The sequence below is a fragment of the Embleya australiensis genome (assembly GCF_051903075.1).
Lineage (GTDB): Bacteria > Actinomycetota > Actinomycetes > Streptomycetales > Streptomycetaceae > Embleya.
The window spans coordinates 1,421,615-1,447,350 of the sequence record NZ_CP182423.1 but is presented as its reverse complement, the minus strand read 5'-3'; the positions used below and the strand labels follow the sequence as shown (position 1 = coordinate 1,447,350).

Annotated in this window: 24 protein-coding genes; 16 read left to right on the top strand and 8 right to left on the bottom strand. The window is 73.8% G+C overall.

Features of this window, described 5'->3' with window-relative positions; genetic code table 11:
* Positions 1 to 337: 337 nt before the first annotated feature.
* Positions 338 to 553, top strand: coding sequence for a DUF4287 domain-containing protein (locus tag ACMXN5_RS36565; protein ID WP_439679194.1), 216 nt, complete (start codon positions 338 to 340; stop codon positions 551 to 553).
* 22 nt (positions 554 to 575) lie between these two features.
* Here the strand turns inward: ACMXN5_RS36565 and ACMXN5_RS36560 are convergent, their stop codons facing one another.
* Complete coding sequence (locus tag ACMXN5_RS36560) at positions 576 to 1,175, bottom strand: helix-turn-helix domain-containing protein (protein ID WP_439679193.1); 600 nt, start codon at positions 1,173 to 1,175, stop codon at positions 576 to 578.
* Positions 1,176 to 1,255: 80 nt separating this feature from the next.
* Here ACMXN5_RS36560 and ACMXN5_RS36555 point away from each other — a divergent pair, with 80 nt between their 5' ends.
* Complete coding sequence (locus tag ACMXN5_RS36555) at positions 1,256 to 2,275, top strand: NAD(P)/FAD-dependent oxidoreductase (protein WP_439679192.1); 1,020 nt, start codon at positions 1,256 to 1,258, stop codon at positions 2,273 to 2,275.
* 175 nt (positions 2,276 to 2,450) lie between these two features.
* On the opposite strand, the gene ACMXN5_RS36550 is transcribed toward ACMXN5_RS36555, so the two are convergent.
* A complete protein-coding gene (locus tag ACMXN5_RS36550) occupies positions 2,451 to 3,398 on the bottom strand; it encodes an MmyB family transcriptional regulator (protein ID WP_439679191.1) in 948 nt (315 codons plus the stop codon).
* Between the two features lie 186 nt (positions 3,399 to 3,584).
* Here ACMXN5_RS36550 and ACMXN5_RS36545 point away from each other — a divergent pair, with 186 nt between their 5' ends.
* The 3 genes from ACMXN5_RS36545 to ACMXN5_RS36535 all read left to right on the top strand — a co-directional run bounded on the left by ACMXN5_RS36545 (position 3,585) and on the right by ACMXN5_RS36535 (position 6,687).
* Positions 3,585 to 4,646, top strand: a complete 1,062-nt coding sequence (locus ACMXN5_RS36545; RefSeq protein WP_439679190.1) for an alkene reductase — start codon at positions 3,585 to 3,587, stop codon at positions 4,644 to 4,646.
* A 66-nt stretch (positions 4,647 to 4,712) separates the two neighbouring features.
* Positions 4,713 to 5,879 carry a M20 family metallopeptidase gene (locus ACMXN5_RS36540; RefSeq protein WP_439679189.1) on the top strand — a complete coding sequence of 389 codons (1,167 nt, stop codon included), beginning with the start codon at positions 4,713 to 4,715 and terminating at the stop codon, positions 5,877 to 5,879.
* A 238-nt stretch (positions 5,880 to 6,117) separates the two neighbouring features.
* Positions 6,118 to 6,687: a hypothetical protein gene (locus ACMXN5_RS36535; RefSeq protein ID WP_439679188.1), complete on the top strand. Its 570-nt coding sequence runs from the start codon at positions 6,118 to 6,120 to the stop codon at positions 6,685 to 6,687.
* Between the two features lie 23 nt (positions 6,688 to 6,710).
* Here the strand turns inward: ACMXN5_RS36535 and ACMXN5_RS36530 are convergent, their stop codons facing one another.
* Positions 6,711 to 7,076: a MerR family transcriptional regulator gene (locus ACMXN5_RS36530; RefSeq protein ID WP_395796073.1), complete on the bottom strand. Its 366-nt coding sequence runs from the start codon at positions 7,074 to 7,076 to the stop codon at positions 6,711 to 6,713.
* A gap of 121 nt (positions 7,077 to 7,197) precedes the next feature.
* Between ACMXN5_RS36530 and ACMXN5_RS36525 the strand changes: the two genes are divergently transcribed.
* From ACMXN5_RS36525 to ACMXN5_RS36515, 3 genes are all read left to right on the top strand, one after another.
* Positions 7,198 to 8,097: an NAD(P)-dependent oxidoreductase gene (locus tag ACMXN5_RS36525; RefSeq protein WP_439679187.1), complete on the top strand. Its 900-nt coding sequence runs from the start codon at positions 7,198 to 7,200 to the stop codon at positions 8,095 to 8,097.
* A 61-nt stretch (positions 8,098 to 8,158) separates the two neighbouring features.
* The gene (locus ACMXN5_RS36520; RefSeq protein ID WP_439679186.1) at positions 8,159 to 8,590 is read left to right on the top strand and encodes a PPOX class F420-dependent oxidoreductase; all 432 of its coding nucleotides are present in this window, start codon (positions 8,159 to 8,161) and stop codon (positions 8,588 to 8,590) included.
* Positions 8,591 to 8,787: 197 nt separating this feature from the next.
* Entirely contained in the window at positions 8,788 to 9,456 is a 669-nt protein-coding gene (locus tag ACMXN5_RS36515) for a DUF4232 domain-containing protein (RefSeq protein WP_439679185.1), read from the top strand.
* Between the two features lie 343 nt (positions 9,457 to 9,799).
* Here the strand turns inward: ACMXN5_RS36515 and ACMXN5_RS36510 are convergent, their stop codons facing one another.
* The gene (locus ACMXN5_RS36510; protein WP_439679184.1) at positions 9,800 to 10,810 is read right to left on the bottom strand and encodes a Gfo/Idh/MocA family protein; all 1,011 of its coding nucleotides are present in this window, start codon (positions 10,808 to 10,810) and stop codon (positions 9,800 to 9,802) included.
* Between the two features lie 413 nt (positions 10,811 to 11,223).
* Between ACMXN5_RS36510 and ACMXN5_RS36505 the strand changes: the two genes are divergently transcribed.
* Both ACMXN5_RS36505 and ACMXN5_RS36500 read left to right on the top strand, forming a co-directional pair.
* Positions 11,224 to 13,323, top strand: coding sequence for an ATP-binding cassette domain-containing protein (locus ACMXN5_RS36505; protein WP_439679183.1), 2,100 nt, complete (start codon positions 11,224 to 11,226; stop codon positions 13,321 to 13,323).
* A 28-nt stretch (positions 13,324 to 13,351) separates the two neighbouring features.
* On the top strand, positions 13,352 to 13,552 hold the full coding sequence (locus ACMXN5_RS36500; protein ID WP_439679182.1) for a hypothetical protein: 201 nt from the start codon (positions 13,352 to 13,354) through the stop codon (positions 13,550 to 13,552).
* Between the two features lie 69 nt (positions 13,553 to 13,621).
* Here ACMXN5_RS36500 and ACMXN5_RS36495 read toward each other — a convergent pair whose 3' ends face one another.
* Complete coding sequence (locus ACMXN5_RS36495) at positions 13,622 to 14,464, bottom strand: helix-turn-helix transcriptional regulator (RefSeq protein WP_439679181.1); 843 nt, start codon at positions 14,462 to 14,464, stop codon at positions 13,622 to 13,624.
* Between the two features lie 101 nt (positions 14,465 to 14,565).
* Here ACMXN5_RS36495 and ACMXN5_RS36490 point away from each other — a divergent pair, with 101 nt between their 5' ends.
* From ACMXN5_RS36490 to ACMXN5_RS36480, 3 genes are all read left to right on the top strand, one after another.
* Positions 14,566 to 15,375 (top strand): SDR family oxidoreductase, encoded by an 810-nt coding sequence (locus tag ACMXN5_RS36490; RefSeq protein WP_439679180.1) that lies wholly within the window; start codon positions 14,566 to 14,568, stop codon positions 15,373 to 15,375.
* Positions 15,376 to 15,401: 26 nt separating this feature from the next.
* Positions 15,402 to 16,280, top strand: a complete 879-nt coding sequence (locus ACMXN5_RS36485) for an oxidoreductase (protein WP_439679179.1) — start codon at positions 15,402 to 15,404, stop codon at positions 16,278 to 16,280.
* Positions 16,281 to 16,378: 98 nt separating this feature from the next.
* The gene (locus ACMXN5_RS36480) at positions 16,379 to 17,338 is read left to right on the top strand and encodes a GlxA family transcriptional regulator (protein WP_439679178.1); all 960 of its coding nucleotides are present in this window, start codon (positions 16,379 to 16,381) and stop codon (positions 17,336 to 17,338) included.
* A gap of 51 nt (positions 17,339 to 17,389) precedes the next feature.
* Here the strand turns inward: ACMXN5_RS36480 and ACMXN5_RS36475 are convergent, their stop codons facing one another.
* Positions 17,390 to 18,199, bottom strand: a complete 810-nt coding sequence (locus ACMXN5_RS36475) for an MmyB family transcriptional regulator (RefSeq protein WP_439679177.1) — start codon at positions 18,197 to 18,199, stop codon at positions 17,390 to 17,392.
* A gap of 194 nt (positions 18,200 to 18,393) precedes the next feature.
* Positions 18,394 to 19,230: a class I SAM-dependent methyltransferase gene (locus tag ACMXN5_RS36470; protein ID WP_439679176.1), complete on the bottom strand. Its 837-nt coding sequence runs from the start codon at positions 19,228 to 19,230 to the stop codon at positions 18,394 to 18,396.
* 99 nt (positions 19,231 to 19,329) lie between these two features.
* Between ACMXN5_RS36470 and ACMXN5_RS36465 the strand changes: the two genes are divergently transcribed.
* Entirely contained in the window at positions 19,330 to 19,929 is a 600-nt protein-coding gene (locus tag ACMXN5_RS36465; protein WP_439679175.1) for a TetR/AcrR family transcriptional regulator, read from the top strand.
* A gap of 227 nt (positions 19,930 to 20,156) precedes the next feature.
* The gene (locus tag ACMXN5_RS36460) at positions 20,157 to 20,507 is read left to right on the top strand and encodes an STAS domain-containing protein (RefSeq protein WP_439679174.1); all 351 of its coding nucleotides are present in this window, start codon (positions 20,157 to 20,159) and stop codon (positions 20,505 to 20,507) included.
* Between the two features lie 37 nt (positions 20,508 to 20,544).
* On the opposite strand, the gene ACMXN5_RS36455 is transcribed toward ACMXN5_RS36460, so the two are convergent.
* Positions 20,545 to 23,856, bottom strand: coding sequence for an amidohydrolase family protein (locus ACMXN5_RS36455; protein ID WP_439679173.1), 3,312 nt, complete (start codon positions 23,854 to 23,856; stop codon positions 20,545 to 20,547).
* 385 nt (positions 23,857 to 24,241) lie between these two features.
* On the opposite strand from ACMXN5_RS36455, the gene ACMXN5_RS36450 reads away from it, so the two are divergent.
* On the top strand, positions 24,242 to 25,609 hold the full coding sequence (locus ACMXN5_RS36450) for a salicylate synthase (protein WP_439679172.1): 1,368 nt from the start codon (positions 24,242 to 24,244) through the stop codon (positions 25,607 to 25,609).
* The last annotated feature ends 127 nt before the right edge of the window (positions 25,610 to 25,736 follow it).

Here is a 25,736-nt window from a genome sequence, read left to right as displayed (position 1 = left end):
GCGTGAACACCCCTCGGGGCGGCCGGATGTCCCGAACGGCAGAGCACCCGGGACATCCGGTGCACCGGTGGCGCGGTGGCGCCGTCGGGCGGCCGGCTCACGCGAACGGCACGCCGATCCGGCTCCGCGACTGCGACGCGGGAGGGGCGGTCCTGGATCGTGGAGAAGGACGGCACGCCGCGCGCGATGGGGGCAACTCCGGACCGTCCCGAAGTAGCCGCCCACCGCCGGGTGAATCGGGTGTGACCCGGACCTCCGCCGGCATACCGATGAGTTCGCGGTGGGCCGGCGGTCCTACCCTCGACGGCATCGGAACGACCGCGTGAGGAATACGGACATGAGCGACAAGCCGAAGGGCCCGGCGACCTACTTTCCCTCGATCGAGAAGAAGTACGGTCGGCCGATCGAGGAGTGGCTGGGCCTGGTCCGCTCCTCGCCGCTGACCAAGCACATGGAGCTGGTGTCCTGGCTCAAGACCGAGCACGGCCTGGGCCACGGCCACGCCAGCGCGCTGGTCGCCCACGTGCGCGCCGAGCAGTCGATCGCCGGGTAGCCGTCGGTCGTCGCGACCGGGGTCAGGCGCTCCCCGGCGTCGTCGTGGTGGGGCGGGCGCGCAGGTGGGCGCGCTCGCCCTGGGTGCCGAACAGGCTGAGGAATTCCACCGGTCGGGCGTCGACCGCGTCGAACCAGTGCGGCACGCGGGTGTCGAACTCGGCCGCCTCGCCGGGCGCGAGCACCAGATCCCGCTCGCCCAGGATCAGCCGCAACCGCCCGTTGAGCACGTACAACCACTCGTAGCCCTCGTGGGTCTGCGGGTCGGGCTCCCCGCGCAGGCCGCCGGCGGAGATGACCAGCTTGTACGCCTGGATGCCGCCCGCCCGGCGGGTCAGCGGCACCATGGTCATGCCGAAGCGGGTGATCGGACGCAGATGGATGCGCGGGTCGCCGGTCGGCGGGGCGTCGACGAGTTCGTCGAGGGTGACCCCGTGTGCCCGGGCCAGCGGGAGCAGCAGTTCCAGGTTGGGGCGGCGGGAGCCGGATTCCAGGCGGGACAGCGTGCTCACCGAGATGCCGGTGGCCGCCGCCAGGTCGCCCAGGGTGATCTGGCGGTCGCGGCGCAGTGCGCGCAGGCGCGGGCCGACGGCGGTGAGGGCGGAGTCGAGATCGTCGTCCATGCCGTCGAGTTTGCCATATCGGCAAGTAACGTTGCCGGAATCGCGGATGCGTCGCATGGTCGTCATCGGAGGTGGTCGCAATGACCGATCGACTGATGGACGGCTATGACGTGGTGGTGATCGGTGGCGGTGCCGCCGGATTGAACGGGGCGCTGATGCTGGCCCGGGCGCGCCGCTCGGTGGTGGTGATCGACGCGGGCGCGCCCCGCAACGCCCCGGCCGAGGGGGTGCACGGCCTGCTGGCCCGGGAGGGCATGCCGCCGGCCGAACTGGTCGAGCGGGGCCGGGCGGAGGTGCGCGGATACGGGGGCCACGTGGTGACCGGCGAGGTGGACGCGGTGGCCCGGGAGGCCGACGGGTTCACGGTGGCGCTGGCCGACGGGCGTACCGTGCGGGCCCGGCGGCTCCTGGTCACCACCGGGCTGGTGGACGAACTGCCCGAGGTCCCCGGGCTGCGCGAGCGGTGGGGGCGGGACGTGTTGCACTGCCCGTACTGCCACGGCTGGGAGGTGCGCGACGGGGCGATCGGCGTGCTGGCGAGCGGGCCGCTGTCGATGCACCAGGTGTTGCTGTTCCGGCAGTGGAGCGACGACATCACCTTCTTCCCGCACACCACGGCGCCGCCGACCGAGGAGGAGGCCGAGCAGTTGGCGGCCCGGGGGATCCGGGTGGTGGCCGGCGAGGTGGCTTCGGTGGAGGTCGTCGACGACCGGCTGGTGGGCGTGCGGCTCGCGGACGGAACGCTGATCGAGCGCGACGCGCTGGCGGTGGCCACGCGGATGGTGGCGCGCGCCGACTTCCTGGCCGGCCTCGGCCTGCGGGCGGTGGCGCATCCGTCGGGGGCGGGCGAGTACGTCCCCGCCGACCCGACCGGACGCAGCGAGGTGCCCGGGGTCTGGGTCGCGGGCAACGTCACCGACCTGATGGCGCAGGTCGGCGCCGCGGGCGCCGGAGGCGCGGCGGCGGGCGCGCAGATCAACGCCGACCTGGTCGCCGAGGACACCCGGCGCGCGGTGGCCGCATACCGGGACGTGTTCTCGGCCGCGAACGAGGCGCGGGTGTGCGAGAAGGTGCTGGGGGAGCGTCGGCACGGCCTGTGACGCCGGGGGCGTCGGGTCCGCCCGTGACGACCGGGGGCGTCGACTCGGCTCGTGAGGGTCGGGGAGCGTCGGACCCGGTCCGTGACGGCCGGGGGCGTCGGCCCGGCGCGTGGCCGGTCGGGGAGCGTCGGACCCGGTCCATGACTGTCGGGGGCGTCGGCCCGGCGCGTGCCGGTCAGGGGTGTCGGTTCGGTAGCTCCTGCGGTGTCGGGTCGGTGCCCCAGCTGGCGAGCAGGCGCAGGTTTTCCGCGGCGATCGGGTCGGTCGGGACGTGGTGGATCGTCAGGCACTGTTCGGGGTCGTCGGGCAGGCGCAGGGTCTCGAACGGGAGGGTCAGCTCGCCGATCACGGGGTGGTGCAGACGCCGGCTGCCGTGACTCTGCTCCTGGACGTCGTGCCGGGCCCACAACCGGCGGAACTCCTCGCTCCCGGCCGAGAGTTCGCCCACCAGCGCGGTGAGGCGCGGGTCGTCGGGATAGCAGCCGGCGTCCAGGCGCAGGGTGCCGACGACGTCCACCGCCTTCGCTTCCCAGTCCACGAACAGGCGGCGGTACCCGGGGTTCAGGAAGACCAGCCGGCCCCAGTTGCGCTCCCGGTCCGGGAGTTCGTCCCAGTCGCCGAACAGGGCCGCCGCCGGGCGGTTCCAGGCGAGCACGTCCAGCCGCCGACCGGTGACGTACGCGGGCATCGTGTCCATGGCGGTCAGCAGTGCCCGCAGGCCCGGCCGCACCTGCTGGCGCCGCGACGCGGTGTAGCGCCGGTGCGGCTGGTGCCGGCACTTGGACAGGTGGGTGAGGTGGGCGTGCTCGGTCTCGGTCAGCCGCAGCGCCCGGGCGATGGCGTCGATCACCTCGGTCGACACGTTGTGGCCCTTGCCCTGTTCGAGCCGGGTCAGGTAGGCGACCGACACCCCCGCCAGCTGGGCCAACTCCTCACGGCGCAGCCCCGGTACGCGCCGATGCCGCCCGGTCACCGGCAGCCCGACGTCCTCCGGGCCGAGCCGGGCCCGCCGGGTACGCAGGAACTCGCCGATCCCGTCGCGCGGATCGATCGACCGCCCGCCGCCGGGGCGTGCGGCCTCGTCCGTACCGATGCGGTCGTGGACGTCGTTCGTGCCGTTCATGTCGTTCATTGTCCACGGCCGGGCGGACGAGTGCGGGGGCCGAGACTGACCCTGGCAGTGGTAGGAACGGCGGTCCTGAGCGGAACGGAGGTCTGGCAGCGCGGACCCGGGGCGGGCAGGGTCGAGTGCAGGTACATGCACACGATCGGTGCCGCTACCGCCCCCGTTTCCGGCGAAGGAGCCTCCATGCACTCTCCCCTGCTCGACCCCTATCGCGGCCCGAACCTGCACCTGCCCAACCGGGCGGCGATGGCGCCGATGACCCGCTCGCGCGCCGACGATGTCACCGGGGTCCCGACGCCCATCATGGCCGCCTACTACGCCCAGCGCGCCGCCGCCGGCCTGATCGTCAGCGAGGGCATCTGGCCGCATCGCCTCGGCAAGGGCGGCCCCGGCGTGCCCGGCCTGACCGACCCGGCGCAGGTGGCCGGCTGGCGGGAGGTGACCCGCGCGGTACACGCCGAGGGCGGGCGCATCTTCGCCCAGTTGTGGCACGTGGGCCGGGTCAGCCACCCCGATCTCCTCGACGGGGCGCGGCCGGTCGCCCCCTCCGCCGTGGCGATCACCTCCGGCACCATCCACACCGCCGACGGCCCGAAGCCCTATGTGCGCCCGCGCGAGTTGTCCGCCGCCGAGGTGGCCGCGTCGGTCGAGGCGCATGCCGAGGCCGCGCGCAACGCCGTCGACGCCGGCTTCGACGGGGTCGAGATCAGTGCCGCCTACGGCTATCTGCTCGCCCAGTTCCTCGCCGACAGCGCCAACCGGCGCACCGACGGCTACGCCGACCATGTGCGCTTCCCGATCGAGGTCGTCGAGGCGGTCGCCGCCGCGATCGGGCCGGAGCGCACGGCGTTGCGGATCTCCCCGGACAACACGCAGCTCGACATCTTCGAGGCCGATCCGGCGACGCGCTACCGCCGACTGGTCGGCGCGCTGGACGGGATGGGGCTGGCGTACCTGCACGTGGTGCAGTCGGGGGCCTATCCGGCGCTGGCCGACCTGCGGCCGCGCTGGGGCGGCACGCTGATGGCGACCTACGACGGCGCCGAACCGGGCGGCCACGAACGGGCGGAGCACGCGGTGCGGACCGGGCTCGCCGACGTGTACGCCTTCGGTCGACTGTTCCTGGCCAACCCCGACCTGCCCCGACGCCTGGCCGCCGGCGCCGCGTTCAACCGGCCGCTGAAGACCGGTCACTACGGCGGCGGCGCCGAGGGCTACCTGGACTACCCGCGCCTGGACGGGTGATCGGGGTCGGTCCCGCCCCAAGACGGCGGCGATTCCCGGAGTCGGGCGCGGGGGAGGATTCCGGGCATGACTGTGTCCGGGCACTACTTCGACGGTGCGTCCGAGCAATTCGACGCGATGGTGGACCTGTTGCGCGACCTGGTCACCTGCGAATCCCCCTCCGAGGACCGGCGGGCACTCGACCGCTGCGCCGATCCGGTCGCGGCGGCCGGGGAACGCCTGCTCGGACGTCCGCCGGAGCGGGTGGTCCGCGAGGGCATCACCCACCTCGTCTGGCGCCCGAGCGGGAAGGGGCCGCTGCTGCTCGGGCACTACGACACGGTGTGGCCGGTGGGCACGCTCGACGAGTTGCCCTTCTCGGTGCGGAACGGCATCGCACGCGGGCCCGGCGTGTTCGACATGAAGGCCGGGATCGTGCAGATGATGTACGCCGCCGCGCTGTCCGGCGCGGCCGATCGGATCGGCCTGCTGCTCACCGGCGACGAGGAGACCGGCTCGCCCACCTCCCGCACCCTGGTGGAGGAACTGGCCGCCGAGTCCGGGGCGGTACTGGTGGGCGAGCCGAGCGGGGACGACGGCGCGGTGAAGACCGCCCGCAAGGGGGTCGCGGGTTTCCGGGTGGCGGTACGCGGTCGCGCGGCGCATGCCGGCCTGGAACCCGAACTGGGGGTGAACGCGACGGTGGAACTTGCCCACCATGTCCTCACGTTGGCCGGCGTGTCCCGGCCGGACCTCGGCACCACGGTCACCCCGACCGTCGCGGCGGCGGGATCCACCACCAACACCGTGCCCGACGCGGCGACGCTGTCCGTGGACGTACGCGCCTGGACTCGTGCGGAACTCGACCGCGTGGCACGACACATGCGCGAGCTGAGCCCGGTGTTGCCCGGGGCCGGGCTGGTGGTGACCGGTGGGGTGAACCGGTATCCCCTCGAAGAGGCCGTGTCCGCCGACCTGTTGCGTCTGGTCCGCGCGGTGGCCCGGGACCTGGGCATGCCCGAACCCGACGCCGTGCGCTCCGGCGGCGGCTCCGACGGCAACTTCACCGGCGCGCTCGGGATCCCCACCCTCGACGGGATGGGCGCGGTCGGCGGACACCCGCACGCCCGGGACGAGTTCGTGGACCTGGCCCACCTGCCCGGCCGAACCGCCCTGCTGGCCGCGGTACTCGCTTGGCTGTGCGCGAACCGGCCGAACACGGCGGCGAGTTCGCGCACGACGGCCGATCGGTAGGGACGGGCGTGGTTTCGGAGGTTTCGCCGACTCGGACCCCGCGCCTGCCGTGAGCCGGTTAGCGTCGGACGGGGAGTCCGCCGACGCGGTCGGCGGCCGGCGGCCGGCACAGGAGAGGGCACGCGATGAGGACGCAGTCCCGCTTACCGCTCGACGCGCGATCCCGCTTATCGGTCGGCGTGTGGTCCCGCCCGTCGGTCGACACGCAACCACGGGCGGTGGCCGGGGCGTTCCAGCGATGAGCGAGGAGTCGCGGCGGCCGATGATCAGTCGGGAGCAGGTCGTCGCGTGTCTGCGGGTGCTGGGTGTGGACGTACCGGAACCGGCGGACGACCCCGATGCGATGTCGCGACCGATGGCGCTCGGGTTGTTGCTGTTCCTGATCGAGGCCGCCGCGGCCGGCGACGTGGACCGGCTCGATCAGGAGGTGTTGCGCAGCGGCTACCAGGCGGGCGCGCGCTCGGCGGCGGCCGACCACCCCCGGGCCGATGACGCGTGGGTGACCACGTTCGTCTGGACGCGGGCGATCGAGGATCGCCTGCGCCGGACCGCGCTCGACCTCGCCGACACCGCGGTGCCGACCCAGGAGGGGGTGTGGGGCGCCGCGCCGGCGATCACCCACGGTCTGGACGCGGTGCTGGCGCTGCTCGCCTCCACCAGCCCGCCCGACCCGCACACCCTCGGCCAGGCCGAGGTGGTCGAGATCGTCCGGACAAGCCTGCGCAGCGCCGACGCGCATCTGGTGGCCGCGCGGGCCCAGATCGAGAAGGGGCGCGCGGCGATCCGCGAACTGGGCTACGAGCCCTGAGCATGCCCGCCGACGGCGGGGCGTCAGCGCGGGGCGCCGGCGCGTTCCGAGGCGTCGAGGTAGGTGTGCAGCGCCCGGCGGGTGTGGGTGAGCGCGTCGATGCGCTGGTCCAGTCCGTCCAGGCGGGTGCGCAGGAAGTCGGTCAGCTCGCCGCAGGGGGCGAACTCGGGGGCCGCGCCGATCGCGCAGGGCAGCAGATACGCGATGTCCTCGGTGGACAGACCGGCTTCGAGCAGGCCGCGGATCTGGGTGACGGTGAGAACCGCGTCGGCGTCGTACTCGCGATAGCCGTTGGCGCCGCGCGCGGGTTCGAGCAGGCCCTGGGCCTCGTAGTAGCGCAGTTGGTGGGTGTGTACCCCGGTGCGTCGACTCAGTTCCCCGATCAGCACGTGTGCGCTCCTGGTTGACGTTCGTGGTCGACCTGCGTGGTCGACCTTCTCGGTTGACCTTCATACCGGTGTGAACGTCGATGATCCTGCCACAGGCATCGCGTCACACGAAGGAGCCACGATGGAAACGCACGACGTCGACCGCACACCCGTGACGGTCATCGGTCTGGGGCACATGGGTCGGGCACTGGCCGACACCCTTCTGCGCGAGGGATACCCCACCACGGTGTGGAACCGTTCGCCGGCCAAGGCCGACGACCTTGTCGCGCGGGGCGCGCGGCTCGCCCCCTCGGTCGCGGACGCCGTCGCGGCCGGCGCGCTCGTGGTCGTCTGCGTCACGGACTACGCCGCCGTGCGCGAACTGCTCGACCCGTCGGCCGGGACGTTGGCCGGTCGGACCCTGGTCAACGTGACCACGGGCACCTCGCAGGAGGCCCGGGAGACCGCCGCGTGGGCCGCGGGGCACGGCGCGGACTACCTCGACGGGGCGATCCTGGGCGCGCCGACCGCGATCGGTACGCCCGAGGGGGTGATCCTTTACAGCGGCCCGCCGGCCGCTTTCGAGCGGCACGAGTCGGCGCTGCGGAGCCTGGGCGGCGGGACCGCGTACCTCGGCGCGGACCAGGGTCTGTCCGCGCTCTACGACGCGTCCATGCTCGGTCTGATGTGGGGCATCCTGAACGGATTCCTCCAGGGGGCCGCGCTGCTCGACACCGCCGGGGTGAGCGCGGGCACGTTCGCGCCGGTGGCTCGGCAGGGGCTGGCGACGGTGGCCGAATGGCTGGCCGGCTACGCCGCGCAGATCGACGAGGGCAGGTATCCGGTGCTCGACGCCAGTATCGACACGCACCTCGCCTCGATGGAGCACCTGGTGCACGAGAGCGAATCGCTGGGCGTCGACGCCGCGTTCCCGAGGTTGGTGCGGGCCGTGGCCGAGCGGGCGGTGGCCGACGGACACGGCGGCAGCGGCTACGCGGCCGTGATCGAACAGCTCCGGGCGCCGGCCGGGACCCGCGCGTGATCGGCGATCGGGCCGGGCGCGGGGGGAATACGCGGCGCCCGATCGGGAATTGGGCCCTGACATGAGCACCTCATCGTTCGACCCGCATTCGCTGCTCGCGCAGAGCCGCCTCGGCGTGCTCGCGACCATCAAGGCGGACGGCCGCCCCCAGCTGTCCCCCGTGATGCCCTTCTACGATCGAGCGGCCGGCGTGCTGCACGTCTCGATGACCGAGGGCCGGGCCAAGACCGCCAACCTGCGCCGCGACCCGCGCGCGACGCTCGAGGTCACCAGCTCGGACGGCGGCTCCTGGGCCACCGCCGAGGGTGTCGCGACGCTCATCGGACCGGGCACCGACCCGGACGGTCCCGAGGTCGACGCGCTGGTGGACTACTACCGCGCGGCGGCCGGGGAGCACCCGGACTGGGCGGAGTACCGGTCGGTGATGGTGTCCGATCGTCGGGTGCTGATGACGATGACGGTCGACCACGTCTACGGGGCCAGAATCCGCTGACCCGTCCGGCCCGTTCGCCCGTCGAGCGTGGCCGGCGGGGGTCGGGCCGGGGCCGACCGCCGCGCGGGTGTCCACGACCCCTCCGTCACCAAATGATCACCGGCCGCACCACGCGCACGGCAGGCGATTCGTACCCCTATATTGATCTGCGCTCTGCCCGGGGAACCAACAACCGGGCACTACACGGGGGAATCACCATGTCTGTTTTCGTGCGCCTCGGCGCGGTCGTGATCGCCGGCTGTGCGGTGCTGGGCCTGTCCGCCTGCAACGACGAGGACAAGGAAAAGAAGGCCACCACGGCGGACCCGGGAGGCCGGGCCATCACCGCCCCGGCCACCGTCGCCGCGACCGGCACCACACCCTCCCCGACCGCCTCCGGCGCCGCGACCGGGCCCGCCGGCACGCCGACCTCGACCGCCAAGTCGACCGGCACCCCCGGCGGGGAGTGCGCACAGGACCAGATCTCGCTCAAGGTCGACTACCCGGCCGGGCACAAGGACGTGCTGCTCGTCGTGGGCACCAACACCGGCGCCGCGGCCTGTGTGCTGCCGGGTTGGCCGCAGGTGTACGCGGGCGGTACGGCCGGCCGGGACGTCGAGCACGGCAACGACTACCAATACCCGTTCCAGACGCTCAAGCCCGGCGGCACCGCCTACGCCGCCTTCCACCCGGCACCGCCGGCGCCGGGCGGCGGCTCGGAGATCGCCGACATCCAGGTGGCCGTGGAGGCGAACAAGGCCGGGCAGACCGGCAAGCGGCTGCCGGTGCACGCGCTCGACAAGCCGAGCGGCGAGCTGTTCGTGAACGCCGATGCCTTCATGGGTGGTTGGTATCCCACGACGGCCGCGGCGATCGCCGCGAAGTAACCCTCGGCAAGGTGGGCGGGATCATGATCCCGCCCACCGGTGGGTCAGCGGGGGCCGTTGCCCTGTTCGACGCGCTTCCGGGCGTCGGCGAACAGTTCCGCCGCACGCGCCCGGGACGCCGACCACCGACTCGCTGATCGCGGCCCTCGACGACGCCCTGCGGCCCGAGCGGGCCCAGCGCGCCGCGGCGGTCGCCGGTCAGGTACGGACCGACGGGGCGCATGTCGCGGCGCTGCGCCTGCTCGCGGCAGAGCGCCAAGGGCCGTGTTGAGCCGTCGGGCGCGGCAACAGCCGTGGCGGGCACGGCGGTTGCCTGAATCGGGCCCGCCGCCGAACGCGTCGGCTAGTCGACGCCCGGGTAGCGCACCCCGATGTGCTCGCGCACGGTGTCCAGCGTGCGCATCACGGCCAGCGTGCCCGCCGGCGGCACCAGCGGGGACTCGGTCTCGCCCGCGCGCAGGCAGCGCATCACCTCGATCGCCTCGTGCCGCATCGTGCCGCGTTCGGGATCGTCGGTGACGTCCGCGAGCAGCACGGTCCGAGGCTCCTCGCCCCGGCGGTGCACGACGAACCGGTCCGGGTAGTAGAAGCCGTCGGCGAACTCGATCCGCCCCAGGGTGCCGGCGACGGTCGCGGGCGCGTCGGTGTCGGCCGTCATGGAGCAGCCCAGGGTGGCCACGGCACCGCTGTTCCAGCCCAGGACGATGCCGGTGTTCGCGTCCACCCCCTCGGGGGTCCGGTGGGCCCAGGCCCGGATCGTGTCGGGCTCGCCGAGCAGCAAGTGGGCGAAGGAGACCGGGTAGACCCCCAGGTCGAGCAGGGCGCCGCCACCCTGCGCCGGGTCGCGCAGCCGGTGCTCGGGCGGGAGGTCCCCGGCGAAGCCGAACGCGGCGGATATGCTGCGCACCTCGCCGATCACGCCCTCCCGGACCAGTTCACACATCCGGCGGATCAGCGGGTGGCAGTACGTCCACATGGCCTCCATCAGGAACAACCCGCGTCCCCGGGCCAGTTCGACCAGTTCGCGGGCCTCGCGCGAGTTCAGCGTGAACGCCTTCTCGCACAACACCGCCCGCCCGGCCGTCAGACACAGCCCCGCCGCCTCACGATGCGCCGAGTGCGGGGTGGCGACATAGACGATGTCGATGTCGTCGTCGGCGGCCAACTCGGCCCAACTGCCGTACGCCCGGGGGATCTCGTGCCGCTCGGCGAAGGCCTTCGCGCTCGCCGTGCCGCGCGACCCGACCGCGATCACTTCGGTATCCGGCAGGCTCCGCAGCGCCTTGGTGAACTCGGCGGCGATACCGCCGGTCGACAGGATGCCCCAGCGAATGGTCCGTACGGCAGCACTCATCGTCGCACCTCACCCTTGGTCCGGCCGCCCCGTGTCCCCGCCAGGATAGGCACCCCCTCGGCGCCGCGACCCAACGGGGGAGCGGGCGGCGGCGTGCGCGGCGGTCCGGGCCGGAAGGCGCGGGCGGGAGTCGTTCGTCGCGCGTCACCCCGGCCGGCCGATGCGCCTCCCGGGCACGCCCGGCGCGCGGTGCGGTCGATCGGGCGAGCGCGCGTGTGGTGGGGTGTCCGGCGCCGATCGGTCGGCGGAGCCGGGCAGCGAATCGTTTGGTCGAGCGCCCGTTCGAGGCGCCCGGTTCGGCTCCACGCCTCGCTCTCACACCGGTGCGCTCTGCCGGGGTGTCACCCCACCGCACCAGCATTGGCGGACGCTCCGCCGAGCGATCCCACCCCGCACGATCGGAAGGCGCCGTCGTGACCGCGAAACCCGCCGGAGAAGATCCCACCCCCCTGAGCGACGCCCGCTCGAAACCCGGGCCGAACGCCATCCCGCACCAGAGCGCCACCACGCCGGAGGCCCCCGCAGAGACCCCGCCCGAGGACCCCGCCGAAGCCCCGACCGAAGACCCCGCCGAAGCCCCGACCCGAGTCCCGACCCGAGTCCCGCCCGACACCCCCGCCGAAGCCCCGACCCAAGACGAACGCCCGGACCAGGAACTGGCGTTCGCACCCCCCGGCCGGGACACCGCGGTCGCGCTGACGAAGATCACCACCCGCGCCATGGCCGCCCGCCTGCCGCACCTGCTCGTGCGCGCCATGCGCCTCGCCTGGAAGGCCGATCCGCGAGCCCTGGTCGCGCTGATGGTATGTCAGGTCCTGGCCGGCGTCCTCGAAGCCGGCGGACTGCTCGCCACGACCGGAACGATCACCGCGCTGATCGCGTCGGGCGACGTCACCGACCGGTTGCGCGACGCGCTGCCCTCGATCCTCCTGCTGAGCGCGGCGGTCGGGCTGCGCGCCGTGCTCGGCATCGCCGTGGTGGCGCTGTCCGCGCGGGTGACCCCGCGGCTGACCCGCGAGTCCGAATGGCTGCTGCTCCAGGCCGCCTCCCGGGCCGAGTTGGCCGCCTACAACCACCCCGGCTATCAGGACCGGTGGGACGCCGCCGATCGGGGCCTGCAATCGATGCGCGGCCTGATGCCGCAGTCCCAGGACGTCCTCGCCGCCTGCGCCTCGCTGATCGCCGCCGCGTCCGTACTCACCCTCCTGCATCCGGTGCTGCTGCCCCTGCTGCTCCTGGGCGCGCTGCCGCGCGGAGTGGCGGCGGTACGCGGGGCGCGGGTCGAATACCTCACCACGCTGCACACCCAGGACGAGCGGCGGCTGCTCAACATGCTGCGCTGGCACATCTCCGACCAGCGCTGGGCCGACCAGCTCCGGGCCGGCACCATGGCGCCGTTCCTGCTTGGCCGCTATGCCGTCGCGGCCGATCGGGTACAGCGGGTCACCCAGTCCGGCGCCTGGACCACCGCCAAGATCGGCCTGGTCGGCGCCGCCGTCGGCGGGCTGGCGGCAAGCCTGGTGTGGGCCGCGCTGGCGTACCTGCTGTCCACGGACCGTATGTCGGTGGCCGCCGCCGGCACCGCGGTGATCGCGCTGCGCACGGTCGGTACGGCCCTGGGCGGCCTGGTGGTCTCCGGCAGTCGGCTCTACAGCGTCGGCCTGTACCTCGACGACTGGGCCCGCTTCCTCGACGAGGCCGGCGGCCACGCGATGAAGCGCGGCGACCTCGTCCCCGAGCCGCCCGTCGTGGTCCGCGCCGAGAACGTCACCTACCGCTACCCCGGCAAGGCCGCACCCGCCGTCGCCGACATCGACCTGGAACTGCGCAGAGGGACCATCCTGGCCCTGGTGGGGGAGAACGGCTCCGGCAAGTCGACCCTGTCCCGCCTGCTGTGCGGCCTGTACCTGGCCCACGAGGGCCGGGTCACCTGGAACGGCGACGACGTGGGCGACCTCGACCCGCACGCGGCCTGGTCCCACGTCGGCTACGTCCCGCAGGAGATCGCCCGCTGGCCGCTGTCCGCCCGCCTGAACATCAACCTCGGCCAACCCCGCGAGGACGACGACGAAGCGATCGAGCGCGCGGCCGGCGCCTCGGGCGCGGACGACGTGATCGCCGGCCTCCCGCGCGGCCTCGGCACCCTCCTGGCCCGCGAATGGTGGGGCGGCGTCGACCCGTCCGTGGGCCAGTGGCAACGATTCGGCATCGCCCGCGCGCTGTACGGCGAGCCGGGGCTGATCTGCCTGGACGAACCCACCTCCGCCCTCGACCCCCGAGCCGAACACCGCATCTTCGCGGGCCTTCGCGAGATCGCCCGGGACAGCGCCGTCGTCCTGGTCACCCATCGACTGGCCAACGTCGCGGTCGCGGACCACATCGTGGTGATGGACTCGGGGCGGGTGACCCAGCAGGGCACGTTCGACGAACTCCTCGCGGAACACGACGGGTTGTTCGCCGAACTGTGGCGGTTGCAACAGGACCGGGGCGCCGAATCCGCGCCGCGCGCGTAGTCGGCCCGCCCGGACGGAGGAACATCCCATGGACATCGGTACCAGGGTCGAAGCGGTCGGGGACCTGGGCGGCGGCCTCACCCAATCCGTCCCCGCCGGGGCTCGCGGCGTCGTCGTGGGCAGCCGGTTCGACGGCCGACTGGAGGTCACGTTCACCCTGGCGGGCCTCCTCGGCGGCACCCGGTCGGTGACGGTCGCGGTCGCGCCGAACAAGGTGAAGCCACTGTGAGGGAGGCCGGGGCGACCGGGGGCACCCGCCGCACCCGCCATACCGGGGCATAGAGCTCGCAGACCCGCCCTATCGGGGCTCGTCTCCGGATTCCACCCGGTCCGCCGCCAAGCTGCCGAGCAGGCACAATGCCTGCTCGGTGGCGCTGCCCGGCTCCGCCTGATACACCACCAGCTGCTGCCCCGGCGCGCTGTTCACCGTCAACGACTCGTAGGACAACACCAGTTCGCCCACCGCGCGATGCCGGAAACGTTTGGCCTCGGTGCTCTTGCGGCGCACCTCGTGCCGGGCCCACAGCCGGGCGAAGTCCTGGCTGCGCAGCGACAGTTCGCCCACCAGCGAGGCCAGCGCCGGGTCCCCGGGATCGTCGCCCGCGCACGAGCGCAGCGACGCGACGGTGTTGCGCGCCGCCTGCTCCCAGTCCGGGTAGAACGTGCGCCCGGCCGGGTCGAGGAAGAGTAGCCTGAGCAGGTTGCGTTCGGGCCCGTCGAACAGCGCGGCGCCCAGCGTGTTCGCGGCCAGGATGTCCATGTAGCGGCCCAGCACGACGGCCGGCTGCCGATCCCAGGACTGCATCATTTGCACCAACAGCGGACTCACCCGCTCGGCCCGCCGTACCGGCGAGCGGCGGCGCGGCGCCGGGCGGGCCAATCGGCGCAGGTGTTCCGCCGCGTCGTCCCCCAGGCGCAGTGCGTGGGCCAGCGCGTCGACGACCTGCTCGGACGGGCCGCGCTCGCGACCCTGCTCCAGGCGTACGTAGTAGTCGGTACTGACTCCGGCCTGCGCCGCGACCTCCTCCCGGCGCAGTCCGGGCGTGCGGCGGCGACCGGCGTGCACGATCCCCGCCGTCGCCACGTCGACCGCCTCGCGGCGGGCGCGCAGGAAGGTGCCGAGGGCGTTGTCGCTGTCCATGCCTCGACGGTACGACGAGGGGAGGCGGGGAGCCAGGGTGCGGTACTCCCAGGGTGGGCGGCGGCCTGGTTGGGCCGGCGGACTCCGGCCAGCCTGGAGCCATGACACACACCGAACGACACAGCGGCACCGCCGGCGGCACGACCCCTCGGCTTCCCCTGCACGGCCGGGTGGCGGTGGTCACCGGCGCCTCCAGCGGCATCGGCGCCGCGACCGCCCGCGTACTGGCCGCGGCGGGCGCCGACGTCGCCGCCCTCGGTCGCCGTGCGGACCGACTGGAGGCACTGGCGAAGGAGCGCGTCGACGCCGACACCGGCGGCACGATCCTCGCCGTGCCCGTCGACGTCCGCGACCTGGCGGCGATGCGGCACGCCGCCGGCGTCGTGCACGAGCGGCTCGGTGCCGTCGACCTGGTCGTGGCGTCGGCCGGGGTGATGCTCGGCGGCGCGTTCGAGCAGGCGGAGACGGTCGAGTGGGACCGGATGCTCGACGTCAATCTGACCGGACTGCTCTACACGGGCCGGGTGTTCGTCGACGACCTGCTGGCCGCCGCGGCGGCCGGACGCCCCGCCGACCTGGTGCACATCGGCTCGTTGGGCGGCCAACGGCCGTTCCCCGGTTGGTCGGTGTACTGCGCGACCAAGGCCGCCGTGGCGCACCTGAGTCGGGGACTGCGCGCCGAGCTGGGCCCGCGCGGCGTACGGGTCGCCAACATCGAACCCGGCGTCACGCTCACCGAGTTGGGCGACGACATGCACGATCCGGCGAGCCGCGAGCAACTGGCCGCGATGCGCACCGCGAACACCCCGCTGTCCGCCGAGGACGTGGCCGCCGCCGTCGGGCACGCCGTCGCCGCGCCCGCGCACGTCAACTTCGCGGAACTGCTCCTGATACCGACGGGCCAGGGGTGAGTCCCATACCGCCCGAGAATCGATCCATGAAGGACATTTCGATGGACATCCCCGCTTCCTCCGCATCCACTCCCGTCTGGTTCGTCACCGGCTGTTCGTCCGGCCTGGGGCGCGCGATCGCGTTGCACGCGCTCGAACGCGGGGATCGGGTCGTGCTGACCGCCCGTGATCCGGGTGCCGTCGCCGAGGCGGTCGGCGGGTACGGCGATCGGGCGCTCGTGCTCCCGCTCGACGTCACCGACGCCGACGCGATCGCCGTCGCCGTGGCCGCCGCCGAGACCACGTTCGGCCGGATCGACGTGCTGGTCAACAACGCCGGCTACGGCTACCTGGCCGCCGTCGAGGAGGGTGAGGACGACGAGATACGGCGGCTGTTCGACACCAATGTCCTCGGTGTCGCCGCCGTCACCCGGGCCGTGCTGCCCGGGATGCGCGCCCGGCGGTCCGGCCACGTGGTCACCATCGGCTCGATCGGCGGCCTTGTCGCGTTCGGCGCGACCGGCTACTACCACGCCACCAAGTTCGCGCTGGAGGGCCTGTGCGAGTCGTTGGCCGCCGAGGTCGCGCCGCTGGGGATCCGGGTGACCATCGTGGAGCCGGCCGCGTTCCGGACGAACTGGTCCGGCCCTTCGATGCGGGAGTCCGCCGTCCGGATCGCCGACTACGCGGACACCGCCGGCGCCCGTCGGGCCGCCACGCGGGCGACGTACGGCCGGCAGCCGGGCGACCCGGACCGCGCCGCCGCCGCGATCGCCGCCGTGGTCGACGCACCCGAACCCCCGCTGCGGCTGCTGCTCGGCGAGGCCGCGGTGCACATCGCCGACGCCCGACTGGATGCCCTGCGTGACGGGTTCGCGGCATGGCGGCAGGTGAGCCTGGGCGCGGACTTCCCGCCGGAGAGGTGAGGCGGGCGGGTGTCCGGGCCGGGTCGGGCGGCGCGCGGCCGGTGCCCGACCCCGGGTGCGGCCGTGGCGGTTTTCCGGTGGCCGGGTACATTCCTGCCATGCACATCGTCGCCATCCTCGCCCTGGACGGGGTGATCCCGTTCGATCTGGCCACCCCGATCGGGGTGTTCACCCTCTCCCGGCTCCCGGACGGCCGGCCCGGCTACGACGTGCGGGTGTGCGCCGAGCAGCCGGAGGTCGACGCCGGCCTTTTCACCCTGCGGGCGCCGTGGGGGCTGGACGGGTTGGCGGGCGCGAACACGATCATCGTGCCCGGGACCGCCGACCCGCTGACCCCGCTCAGCCCCGCCGTGCGCGAGGCACTGCGCACGGCCGCGCGGAACGGCACCCGGATCGCGTCGATCTGCGTGGGCACCTTCCCCCTGGCCGCCACGGGGCTGCTGGACGGCCTGCGCGCCACCACGCACTGGATCGCGGCCGACCTCCTGGCCGAACACCACCCGTCCGTCGAGGTCGACCCGGACGTGTTGTACGTGGACAACGACCGCATCCTCACCTCGGCCGGCGCCGCCGCCGGGATGGACCTGTGTCTGCACATGATCCGCCGCGACTACGGTTCGGCGGTCGCAGCCGACGCCGCCCGACTGTCCGTCATGCCGCTGGAACGCGAGGGCGGGCAGGCGCAGTTCATCGTGCACGACCATGTCCCGACACCGCAGGGTTCGGCCCTGGAACCGCTGCTCGCGTGGTTGCGGGACAACCTGGGCGCCGAACTCACCCTCGCCGACATCGCCGCCCGGGCGGGAACCAGCACCCGGACCCTGATCCGCCGCTTCCGCGAGCACACCGGCACCACGCCGCTGCAATGGCTGCACCGCGCGCGCATCCGCCAGGCCCAGCACCTCCTGGAGACCACCGGCGACCCGGTCGAACGCATCGGCGCCCAGGTCGGGTTCGGCTCGCCCACCGCCTTCCGCGACCGCTTCAAGAAGACCACCGGCGTCAGCCCCCACACCTACCGCCGCACCTTCGGCTCGGCGCAACCGGCGTGTCCCTGACCCTGCTTGGCGTCCGGCCCCGGCCGCAGATCGCGGCTCGCGGCTCGCGGCTTAGGACGGCCGCGACTCGACCGCCGGGAGCATGGCCAGCAGGTGCCGGCCGTCGGTGTCCTCGTGGTGCAGGAACACCACCTCGCACGTGCCGAACACCCGCAGCCGTACGTGGTGGCGCGGTCGCGGACTGCACGGCAGTACGCACCGGTGCCAGCGGGTCGCGGCGCCCGGATGGGCCAGCAGGGTCCGTACCAGTGCGGCGACCGTCGGGTCGTCGCCGTAGCGTATGTAGGTGAGTTGCGCGGTGGTGACCGCGTCGCGGCGGACCGCGTCGATGTCGGCGAAGGTCGCCGCCGCCTCGTCGCCGAAGATCCAGTCCAGCACGTTCGGCGGGCCCGCCGGTGCCCGGCGGTGGTGCAGTGCGGGGAAGCAGGCGAACACCATGTCGTTGGCGGCGAGCACGTTCCAGGCGTGATCGGTGAGGATCGCCGGATTGGGGGACAACCGGCACAGGGTCTCCCGGTCGTCGTGCGACACGTCCGGGGCCGGCCTGGGGACGGGCCGGGGGAACACCGTCGAGTCCGGCCCCGTGGCCAGTAGGTGCAGCAGTCCGCGCTCGCGGTGCGGGACGCGCAACGTGTCCGCGACCCGGGCGAGCCGATGCGGGTCGAAGGCGACCCGGTCGCCCCGTTCGAGATGCCCGTACCAGCGCAGACTCACCCGGGCCTGGCCGGCGACGTCCTCCTGGCGCGGGACCCGGTTCGCCGCGCCGGCGAAGCCGCGCCCGGGTACGGCCGGGACCAGCCGGGTGCGGTATCCGATCAGCATGCGGTGCAGGAGGGCGCGTCGAAGTCCCTCGTGATCCACGATCGACCTCCCGAGCCGGGGCACGGCGACAAGACGGCAGCGGCGGAGCCGGCATCACGGGTCGGCGCGGGAGGCACCGAACGCCTCCCCCTCGCGATGAGTGCGACCATCAGACACGCCCACGCCCCAAGGTCACAACCCCCCCGACCACCCCCGACTCCGCCCGCCGGTGGGGCGAGGGAGTCTCGTGTCGGTCAGGCGGGGTTGCGGGTCGTGGTGAGGGTCAGCGTGCCGTAGTCGACGGGGACGCTGCCGCCCGCCGCGTCGATCGCGGCGCCGAAGGCGGCCAGGAGTTCGGTGGAGACGTCGGGGGCCAGGCGGGTGTAGACGCCGATGGTGGGGACCTGGTCCAGCCACTCGTCCCGGGTGTAGGTGTGCCGCCGGTCGAGCCGCCACTGTTCCGGTTCGGCGAACACGCCCGCCGCCCGGAGGCCGTCGGCCGCGTGGGCGCACATGGTCGCGTACGCCCGGTCGATGTCCCCCGGGGTCGGCAGCGCGGCGGGGGAGTCGGGCAGCAGCCAGCGGTGGATCCCGGCGAAGGACGCGGCGAGTTCGGGCTCGGGCATGGCGGTGTTCCAGAACAGGGCGAGCCGGCCGCCCGGACGCAGCACCCGCGCCGCCTTGGCCGCGCCCGCGACCGGGTCCACCCAGTGCCATGCCTGGCCGCAGACGAGCGCGTCGAACGTGCGTCCGACCGGGTCCCAGTCCTCGAACGTGGCGACCTCGACGTCGAGTCCGCGTCCGCGCGCCCAGTCGGCCATGCGCGGGTCCGGGTCGACGCCGAGCACCGTACATCCGGCCGCCCGGAAGCGGCGGCCGACGATGCCGGTGCCGCAGCCGACGTCCAGGACGTCCGGGCCCGGGGCGGCGGCGACGATGCGGTCCACCAGGGCCTGCGGGTAGCGGGGGCGGGTCCGGTCGTAGCGCTCGGCGTCCACGCCGAACGACTCCGCCGTCTCGCGGTGCCGGTGGGGTGGGATCGGGGGTTCGGGGCGGGGGGTGTGCTCGTGCTCCGACGGTATAGTGGGCATGTGCCCACTATGAATGGGCGCCTGCCCACTCGTCAATCGCCTCCCGGTCGAGCGCCGGGTGCGGGGGTGGGGCGATCGAGCCGGAAGGGGCGAGTGACGATGCCGACGGGAGTGGCCCTGCGCGACGTGCGGGAGCAACTGTTCGACGCGGCCGAGCGGGTCCTGCTCCGGGACGGGCCGAGCGCGCTGACCAGCCGGGCGGTGACCACCGAGGCGGGCTGCGCCAAGGGCGTCCTGCATCGGCACTTCGCCGACTTCGACGACTTCCTCGCCGAACTCGTCCGCGACCGGGTGGCCCGGATCGACGGCCGCGCGGCCGCGCTGCACGGCCTGGCCGGGTCGGGCGACGTCGCCGATCATGTCACCGAGGCGCTGATCGACCTGTTCGGATCGGTCGCCGTGGCCATCGTCGGCCTGGTCGTCTCCCGCGACGAACTGCGCGCCCGGCTGCGCCGCACCACGCCCACCGGCGTGCCGATCCTGACCGAGGCCACGGCGATGATCGCCGGCTATCTCGCCGCCGAGCGCGCCTTGGGCCGGCTCGTCCCGGACGCCGATCCCGACACGCTCGCGCCCATGCTGGTCGGCACCGGGCACCTGCTCTTCGCCGACCGCAAGGGCCCCCCGCCCACGCCCGAGACGGTGCATCGGGCGGTGCGTACCTTCCTGGCGGGTGCGCTGTCGCAGGCCCCGCGCTGATCACGGGTGCGCACCTGTGGAAGAAGGGTTCCGGAATGCATTGACGCGGGTTTCGGGGCGTCCGATGCTGGGAGCAGACCAACCCGACAGATGTCAACGAAACACGCATACGGTACGCAAGGGAGTCGACCATGTCTCGACGACCGCGTCGCCCCGAGCCTCGCGGCGGGGGTGGATCCTCCGCGCCACCGCCGCGGCCGAGCCGACCCGAGCGGTACCAACAACCCGTGCCCGCCTCGGAACTGCTGTGCCTGCACGTCACCGCCGACGGGGAACCGGTCCTGCTCCGGGTCGCCGGCGAGATCGACGTGGCCACCGGTCCGCGACTGTGCCGGGCGCTCGGCCGGGCGCTCGACAGCGGCGCGGAGCACGTGCACGTCGACCTGGCGGACGTGACCTTCTGCGACAGCACGATCGTGCACGCGTTGTTGCACGCGCGCACCCGGGCCGGCACGCGGGGCACCACGCTGACCCTGGATTTGGGCGAATGGGCCCGCCGCCTGCTCGACATCACCGGAACGACGCATCTGTTCACGCTGCGCCGACACCCCGAAGCGCCGCGCTCCGCCGATCCCTGACCCACTCGCGTCCTCGCCCGCCGGTGGTTCGGTGGACTCAGCCGCAACAGCCGTCCCGCTGCAACTCCAGGGCGATGGCCAACCAGCCGTCGGCGGGCTCGGGTTCGGGGCGGGCGTGGTGGCCTGCCGCGGGCGGCGTCACCCGGGCCTGGCCGGCGGCGGGTGCGGAGGCGGCGGGCGCCGGGAAGGAGCGGACCAGGTCGTCCCGGTGGAAGGGGGTGCCGCCGCGTACCGCCGAGACGGTGCGGACCAGGGTGTCGAAGTCGGTGAACGGATCGCCGTCCACGATGGTCAGGTCGGCCAGTCTGCCCGGCTCCAGCGTGCCCAGGTCGCGGTCCACGGCGAAGAGTCGGGCCGGCAGCACGGTGGCGGTGCGCAGTGCCTGGGCGGGGGACAGGCCGTGCGCATGCAGCGCGCGCAGTCCGAGGTGCAGGTGCAGACCCACCGGGACCAGGGGCGCGTCGGTGCCCATGGCGACCCGGCCGCCGGCGCTCAGGATGCGGCGGTAGGTGTCCATCTCGGTGCCCAGCGCGGCCAGTTGGGCGGGGGTGGGTGGGCGGCCGGCGAGTTGGCGGACCAGCGCGGTGTGCCAGGGCGGCATCAGCACGGTGACCCGGTCGTCCGCGGCCAGGGCCGGGTCGGCGCCGATCAGGGGCAGTGCGGTGAACGGCGTGGCGATCATGGCGAAGTCGCCGGTGGTGTAGATCTCGTGCACGTCCTGGTACGAGTGGCCCGTCGCGGAGACGGCGCGGCCGAACTCGATGCGCTGGGTCGCGTTCAGATGGGTCGTCAGGTCCTGGCCCACCTCGATTCCGGGCGAACACAGGTGACTTCCGGCGGGTACGCCCAGCTCGTCGTGGGCGTACCGTGCCGCCTCGGCCATCAGCCACGTGGGGGCCCGTACGTACGTCTTCACGAAGTCCCAGTCGAGCGCGGCGGCGCGGGCCAGCGACCGGGTGAGCCCGGCCGGCGTGCGGTGGCTGCGGCCCATGCTGTACGCCACCCGTGCCCCGTCGAGGAGTTCCCCGGTGCTCAGCAGGCGGGGGCCGGCCAGTTCGCCGGCGTTGATCGCCTCCTTGAGCCGGGCCTGCTCGTAGGCGAAGCCGCCGAGCGAGACGGCGGTGGTGATGCCGTAGGCGAGTTGGGTGGCGGTCTGCCGGCCGCCGAAGGTGTACTGCCACGGGTGGGTGTGCGCGTCCCACAGGCCGGGGAGCACGGTGCGCGCGGACGCGTCGAGGGGCGGGGCGGCGGACGGGCGGCCGGGGCGATGCGGTTCGATCGCGGTGACCCGGCCGCGGTGCACGAGGATGTCGACGTCGTCGCGGGTGCGCTCGCCGGTGCCGTCCCACAGGCGTCCGGCGTGCACGACGAGGTCGGCCGGGGTGGGGTGGCGGTGATCCAGCGGCACCCGGACGGTGCGGGCGGTGCCGGCGGCCACGTCGAACAGGCGCAGCCTCCCGGCGGACAGGTAGAGCAGCCGGCCGCCGTCGGCGGACCAGGACGGATGGTCGGCGGCCTCGGTGGTCAGCTGTCGCGCCTCCCCGTCCGGAGCGCCGTCGGCGCGAACGGGCAGCAACCACAGGGCGGATTCGACGATCACCGCCATCGAGCGCCCGTCGGGGGACCAGACCGGCCCCGAGTCGTAGCGGTCGGCGATCGAGGTGTGCGGGGCGACCGCGTACAGCCGGCTCGCGCCGGGCGCCTCGTGTGCGTCGCCGGCGGGCGCGTCGACGTCGATCACCCGGATCAGGTTGTAGCCCTCGCGGAAGCGCCGGTTGAGCCGGTTGCGCTCGCACAGCGCCACGCGGCGGCCGTCCGGCGACCAACTCGGCCGCCCCGGCAGTCCGCTGCCCGACAGCGGCGGCGCGAGGACCCGTTCGGTGCCGCCGGCGAGGTCGGTCAGGACCAGGTTGCCGGACATGTCGAGGCTGACGAGCCGGCGTCCGTCGGGGGACAGGGCCGGATGCGTGCGCCCGCCGGCCGCCAGGACCGTTTCGGTGCCGGACGCCAGGTCGAGACGGCGTACCGCGTAGAGGCCGTCGCGGTCGTCGGCGAACACCAGGCCCCGGCCGTCGCCGGTCCAGGTCGGCGCCATGACGTAGCGCGTGGGTGCGGCGGAGAACACCCGGCGCGGCACTCCGCCACCTGAAGTCGGCGCGATCCAAAGCGTGTTCAGCGCCGCGAAGGCGACCTCGCGGCCGTCGGGGGACAGCGCCGGCAGGTGGATGCCGCGGACGGGCCGCACCCGGTCGGTGTCGAACTCGCGGTGTTTGGCGTGGTATCGCGGTCGGTCGAGCGGCAGGGTGGCGTCGAAGGCGAACTCGGCGGCCGTCGTGGGGTCCTCGGGGCGGAGCAGCCGGAACCGTCCGTCCACGTTGAGCAGCAGCTCGCCGCCAGCATTCCAACGCGGCGGCACCGGTAGCACGTCGCCGTCGATCGGGATCCGCGCGCCGTCGACGATCAGGGCACACTCCCCGTCGGGCCGTTCGCTTTCGGGCCCGCCCATGGTGCGCAGATACGCCAACCGCCCGGAGGCGGACAGCGCCGGGGTCATGATCTGCGTGCCGGGCGTGGTCTCGGTGTGCTCGACGGTCACCGGTCCGGTGCCGTCGGGGGGCACGGAGGCGACGGTGCGGGCGTCCGGGGACGCGCCGCCCGCGGCGGCCCGGACGAACAGGATCCGGGTGCCGTCGGGGGCCCAGGTCGGGTCGAAGTCCTCCCAGGGTCCGTCGTGGAACGGGCCGTCCTGGCCGGGCAGTCCGGTGATGCGGGTGAGCGCGCCGCCGCGCACGTCGAGGACCCAGAGCCGGTACGGGCTGCCCGTGATCGGGTCGCCGTCGCGTTCGGACGCGAACACGAGCCGGGTGCCGTCCGGGGACCAGGCGGGCGCGCGGTCGTCCCACGGGCCGTCGGTGAGTTGCCGAAGTCCGCCGCCGTCGGGGCGCATCGTCCAGACGTGGAACCGGCCGCCCCGATAAGCGGAGAAGGCCAGGAGCCGGCCGTCGGGGGCGAACACCGGTCGGCAGGGCTCCAGTTCGGGCGCGGTCAGCGCGCGGGCCGGGCCGCCGTCGGGTGGGATCGCCCACAACACGCTCTGCACCTCGGCGACCAGGCCGCCGCCGACGGGATCGAGCGTCGCGGCGCCGTTGGTGGCGGCGGTGAAGGACAGCGAGTCGCGGCCGGCGGCGACCTCCGCGAACGGGTCGTGGGCAGGCCGGGCGCCGGGCCCGATCGCGTCGCCGATCAACGCGCCACCCACCGCGACACCGCCGGCGGCGATCACGAACCGGCGCCGGGTGAGTCCCGAGCGGGACGAACGGCCTTCGTCGGCCGGGTCGATGGTGTGCACGGAGCCTCCTGGTATACGACGCGCGGGGTCGGGAGGGCGGACTTCGGCAACGTATCGGTTTGTCCGGTATGGCGATCGTCGATGCGGCACGGGAGGCCGGATAAACCATCCCAACGGGTGAGTCGCGGTGTGGGCTTGTGGGTCGATCGGTGTGCGCGGGCGAGCGGGTGCCGCTTGGGCGGGTTACCCAACTCGCGGGGTGTGCAGCCGAGTTGGTTTGCGGGGAGGGGTGGCGAGCGTCGGGGGCGCCGCGATATTGCGTTGGCGTCTCGTGTTAGGTAAGGCTAACCTAAGTGGATACTGCTCAATCCGTGCGGCCGGGTGGGCGCCGCGTGCGACGCGTCGAGGCCCGGGCCGGCCGCAGTATCCGAGGACGGTGCATCCCATGACCATCGCCGCCGCGCCCGCCGATGCCGCCGCGACCGATCCACGCCGACTGTGGGTGCGCCACGAGGGGGAGTTCGATCCGCTCGACGTCGTGGTGCGGTTGGCCGAGGCCGGGGGGTTCGACGAGTCGGTCGTATACGAGGGGGAGGGGCGCTGGTGGTTCGCGGGCGGCGCCGTCGCGGAGGTGGCCGTGCATGCCGACGCCGTGGTCGGGACGAGTGAGGGGCGATGTACTCGTGTGCCGTGGGTGGGGTCGCCCGCGAGGGCGATCGAGGCGGTCCTGGCCGGGCTGCCGATCGAGGACTGGCGGCTCTACGGGTGGGTGGGCTTCGAACTCGGGCGGGCCGTGGCCGGGTTGCCGGTGGGCGCGGATCTGCTCGGGCGGCTGACGGTGCCCCGGGTCGAGGTCGGGGTGGACGAGACGGCGCTGACCGTGTGGGCGTGCGACATCCAGGAGTTGCGGCGGGTGACGCGGATCGTGCTCGACGGCGATCGGGCGACGGCCGCGCCGAGTTGGCCGGTCGACGTCGAGGACGACGATCCCGCGCCGTTCACGGCGGCGGTGGCGGCCACGGTGGGGCGGATCCGGGCGGGCGAGGCGGACAAGGTGGTGTTGTCCCGGCGGGTGGCCGTGCCCTATGCGGTCGACTTCCCGGCCACCTACCTGCGGGGGCGCCGGGCGAATACGCCGGCCCGGTCGTTCCTGCTGGATCTGCCGGGACTTCGGGCCGTCGGGTTCAGCCCGGAGACCGTGGTGGAGGTCGCCGGCGATCGGACCGTCACCGTGCGACCGCTCGCGGGCACGTGTCCGCGCGACGGCGACCCCGCCTTCGACGCCCGACGGCGCGGCGCGCTGTCGCGGGACGCCAAGGAGGTGCACGAGCACGAACTGGCGGTCCGCGCCGCCGAGGTGGAACTGCGCGCCCTGTGCGAGCCGGACAGCGTCGGCGTGGACGAGTTCATGGCGGTCCGGGAGCGGGGCAACGTGCACCACATCGGCTCGCGCCTGTCGGGCCGACTGGCACAGCCGTACAGCGCCTGGGACGCCCTCGTCGCGACGACCCCCGGCCTCGCCGCGACCGGTGCCCCCAGGGCGGCGGCCTACGCGGTGATCGACGCCCACGAGCCGGGCCCGCGCGGCCTCTACGGTGGCGCCGTGATCCGGGCCGGCCGGTCCGGGGAGTTGGACGCGACCCTGGCCCTGCGGATGATCCACACCCGGGACGACACCACGTGGCTACAGGCCGGCGCCGGCATCGTCCGCGATTCCCGCCCGCCCCGCGAATACCGCGAGACCTGCCACCAACTGACCACGACGGCGCCCCACATCGTCCCCCTCCCGAACGGCGCCCCGAAGCTCCGCTGACCCTTCGGATCCGCGCCCGCCGGTTCGTGGCGGATCGTGGTCTTCGTCACCCGGAGGGACGCCGACCCGTTTTCGGGGCCGGTCGGGCCTGCGGCGCCGGGGCTTGTGCGGATCGCCGAAGTCTCGG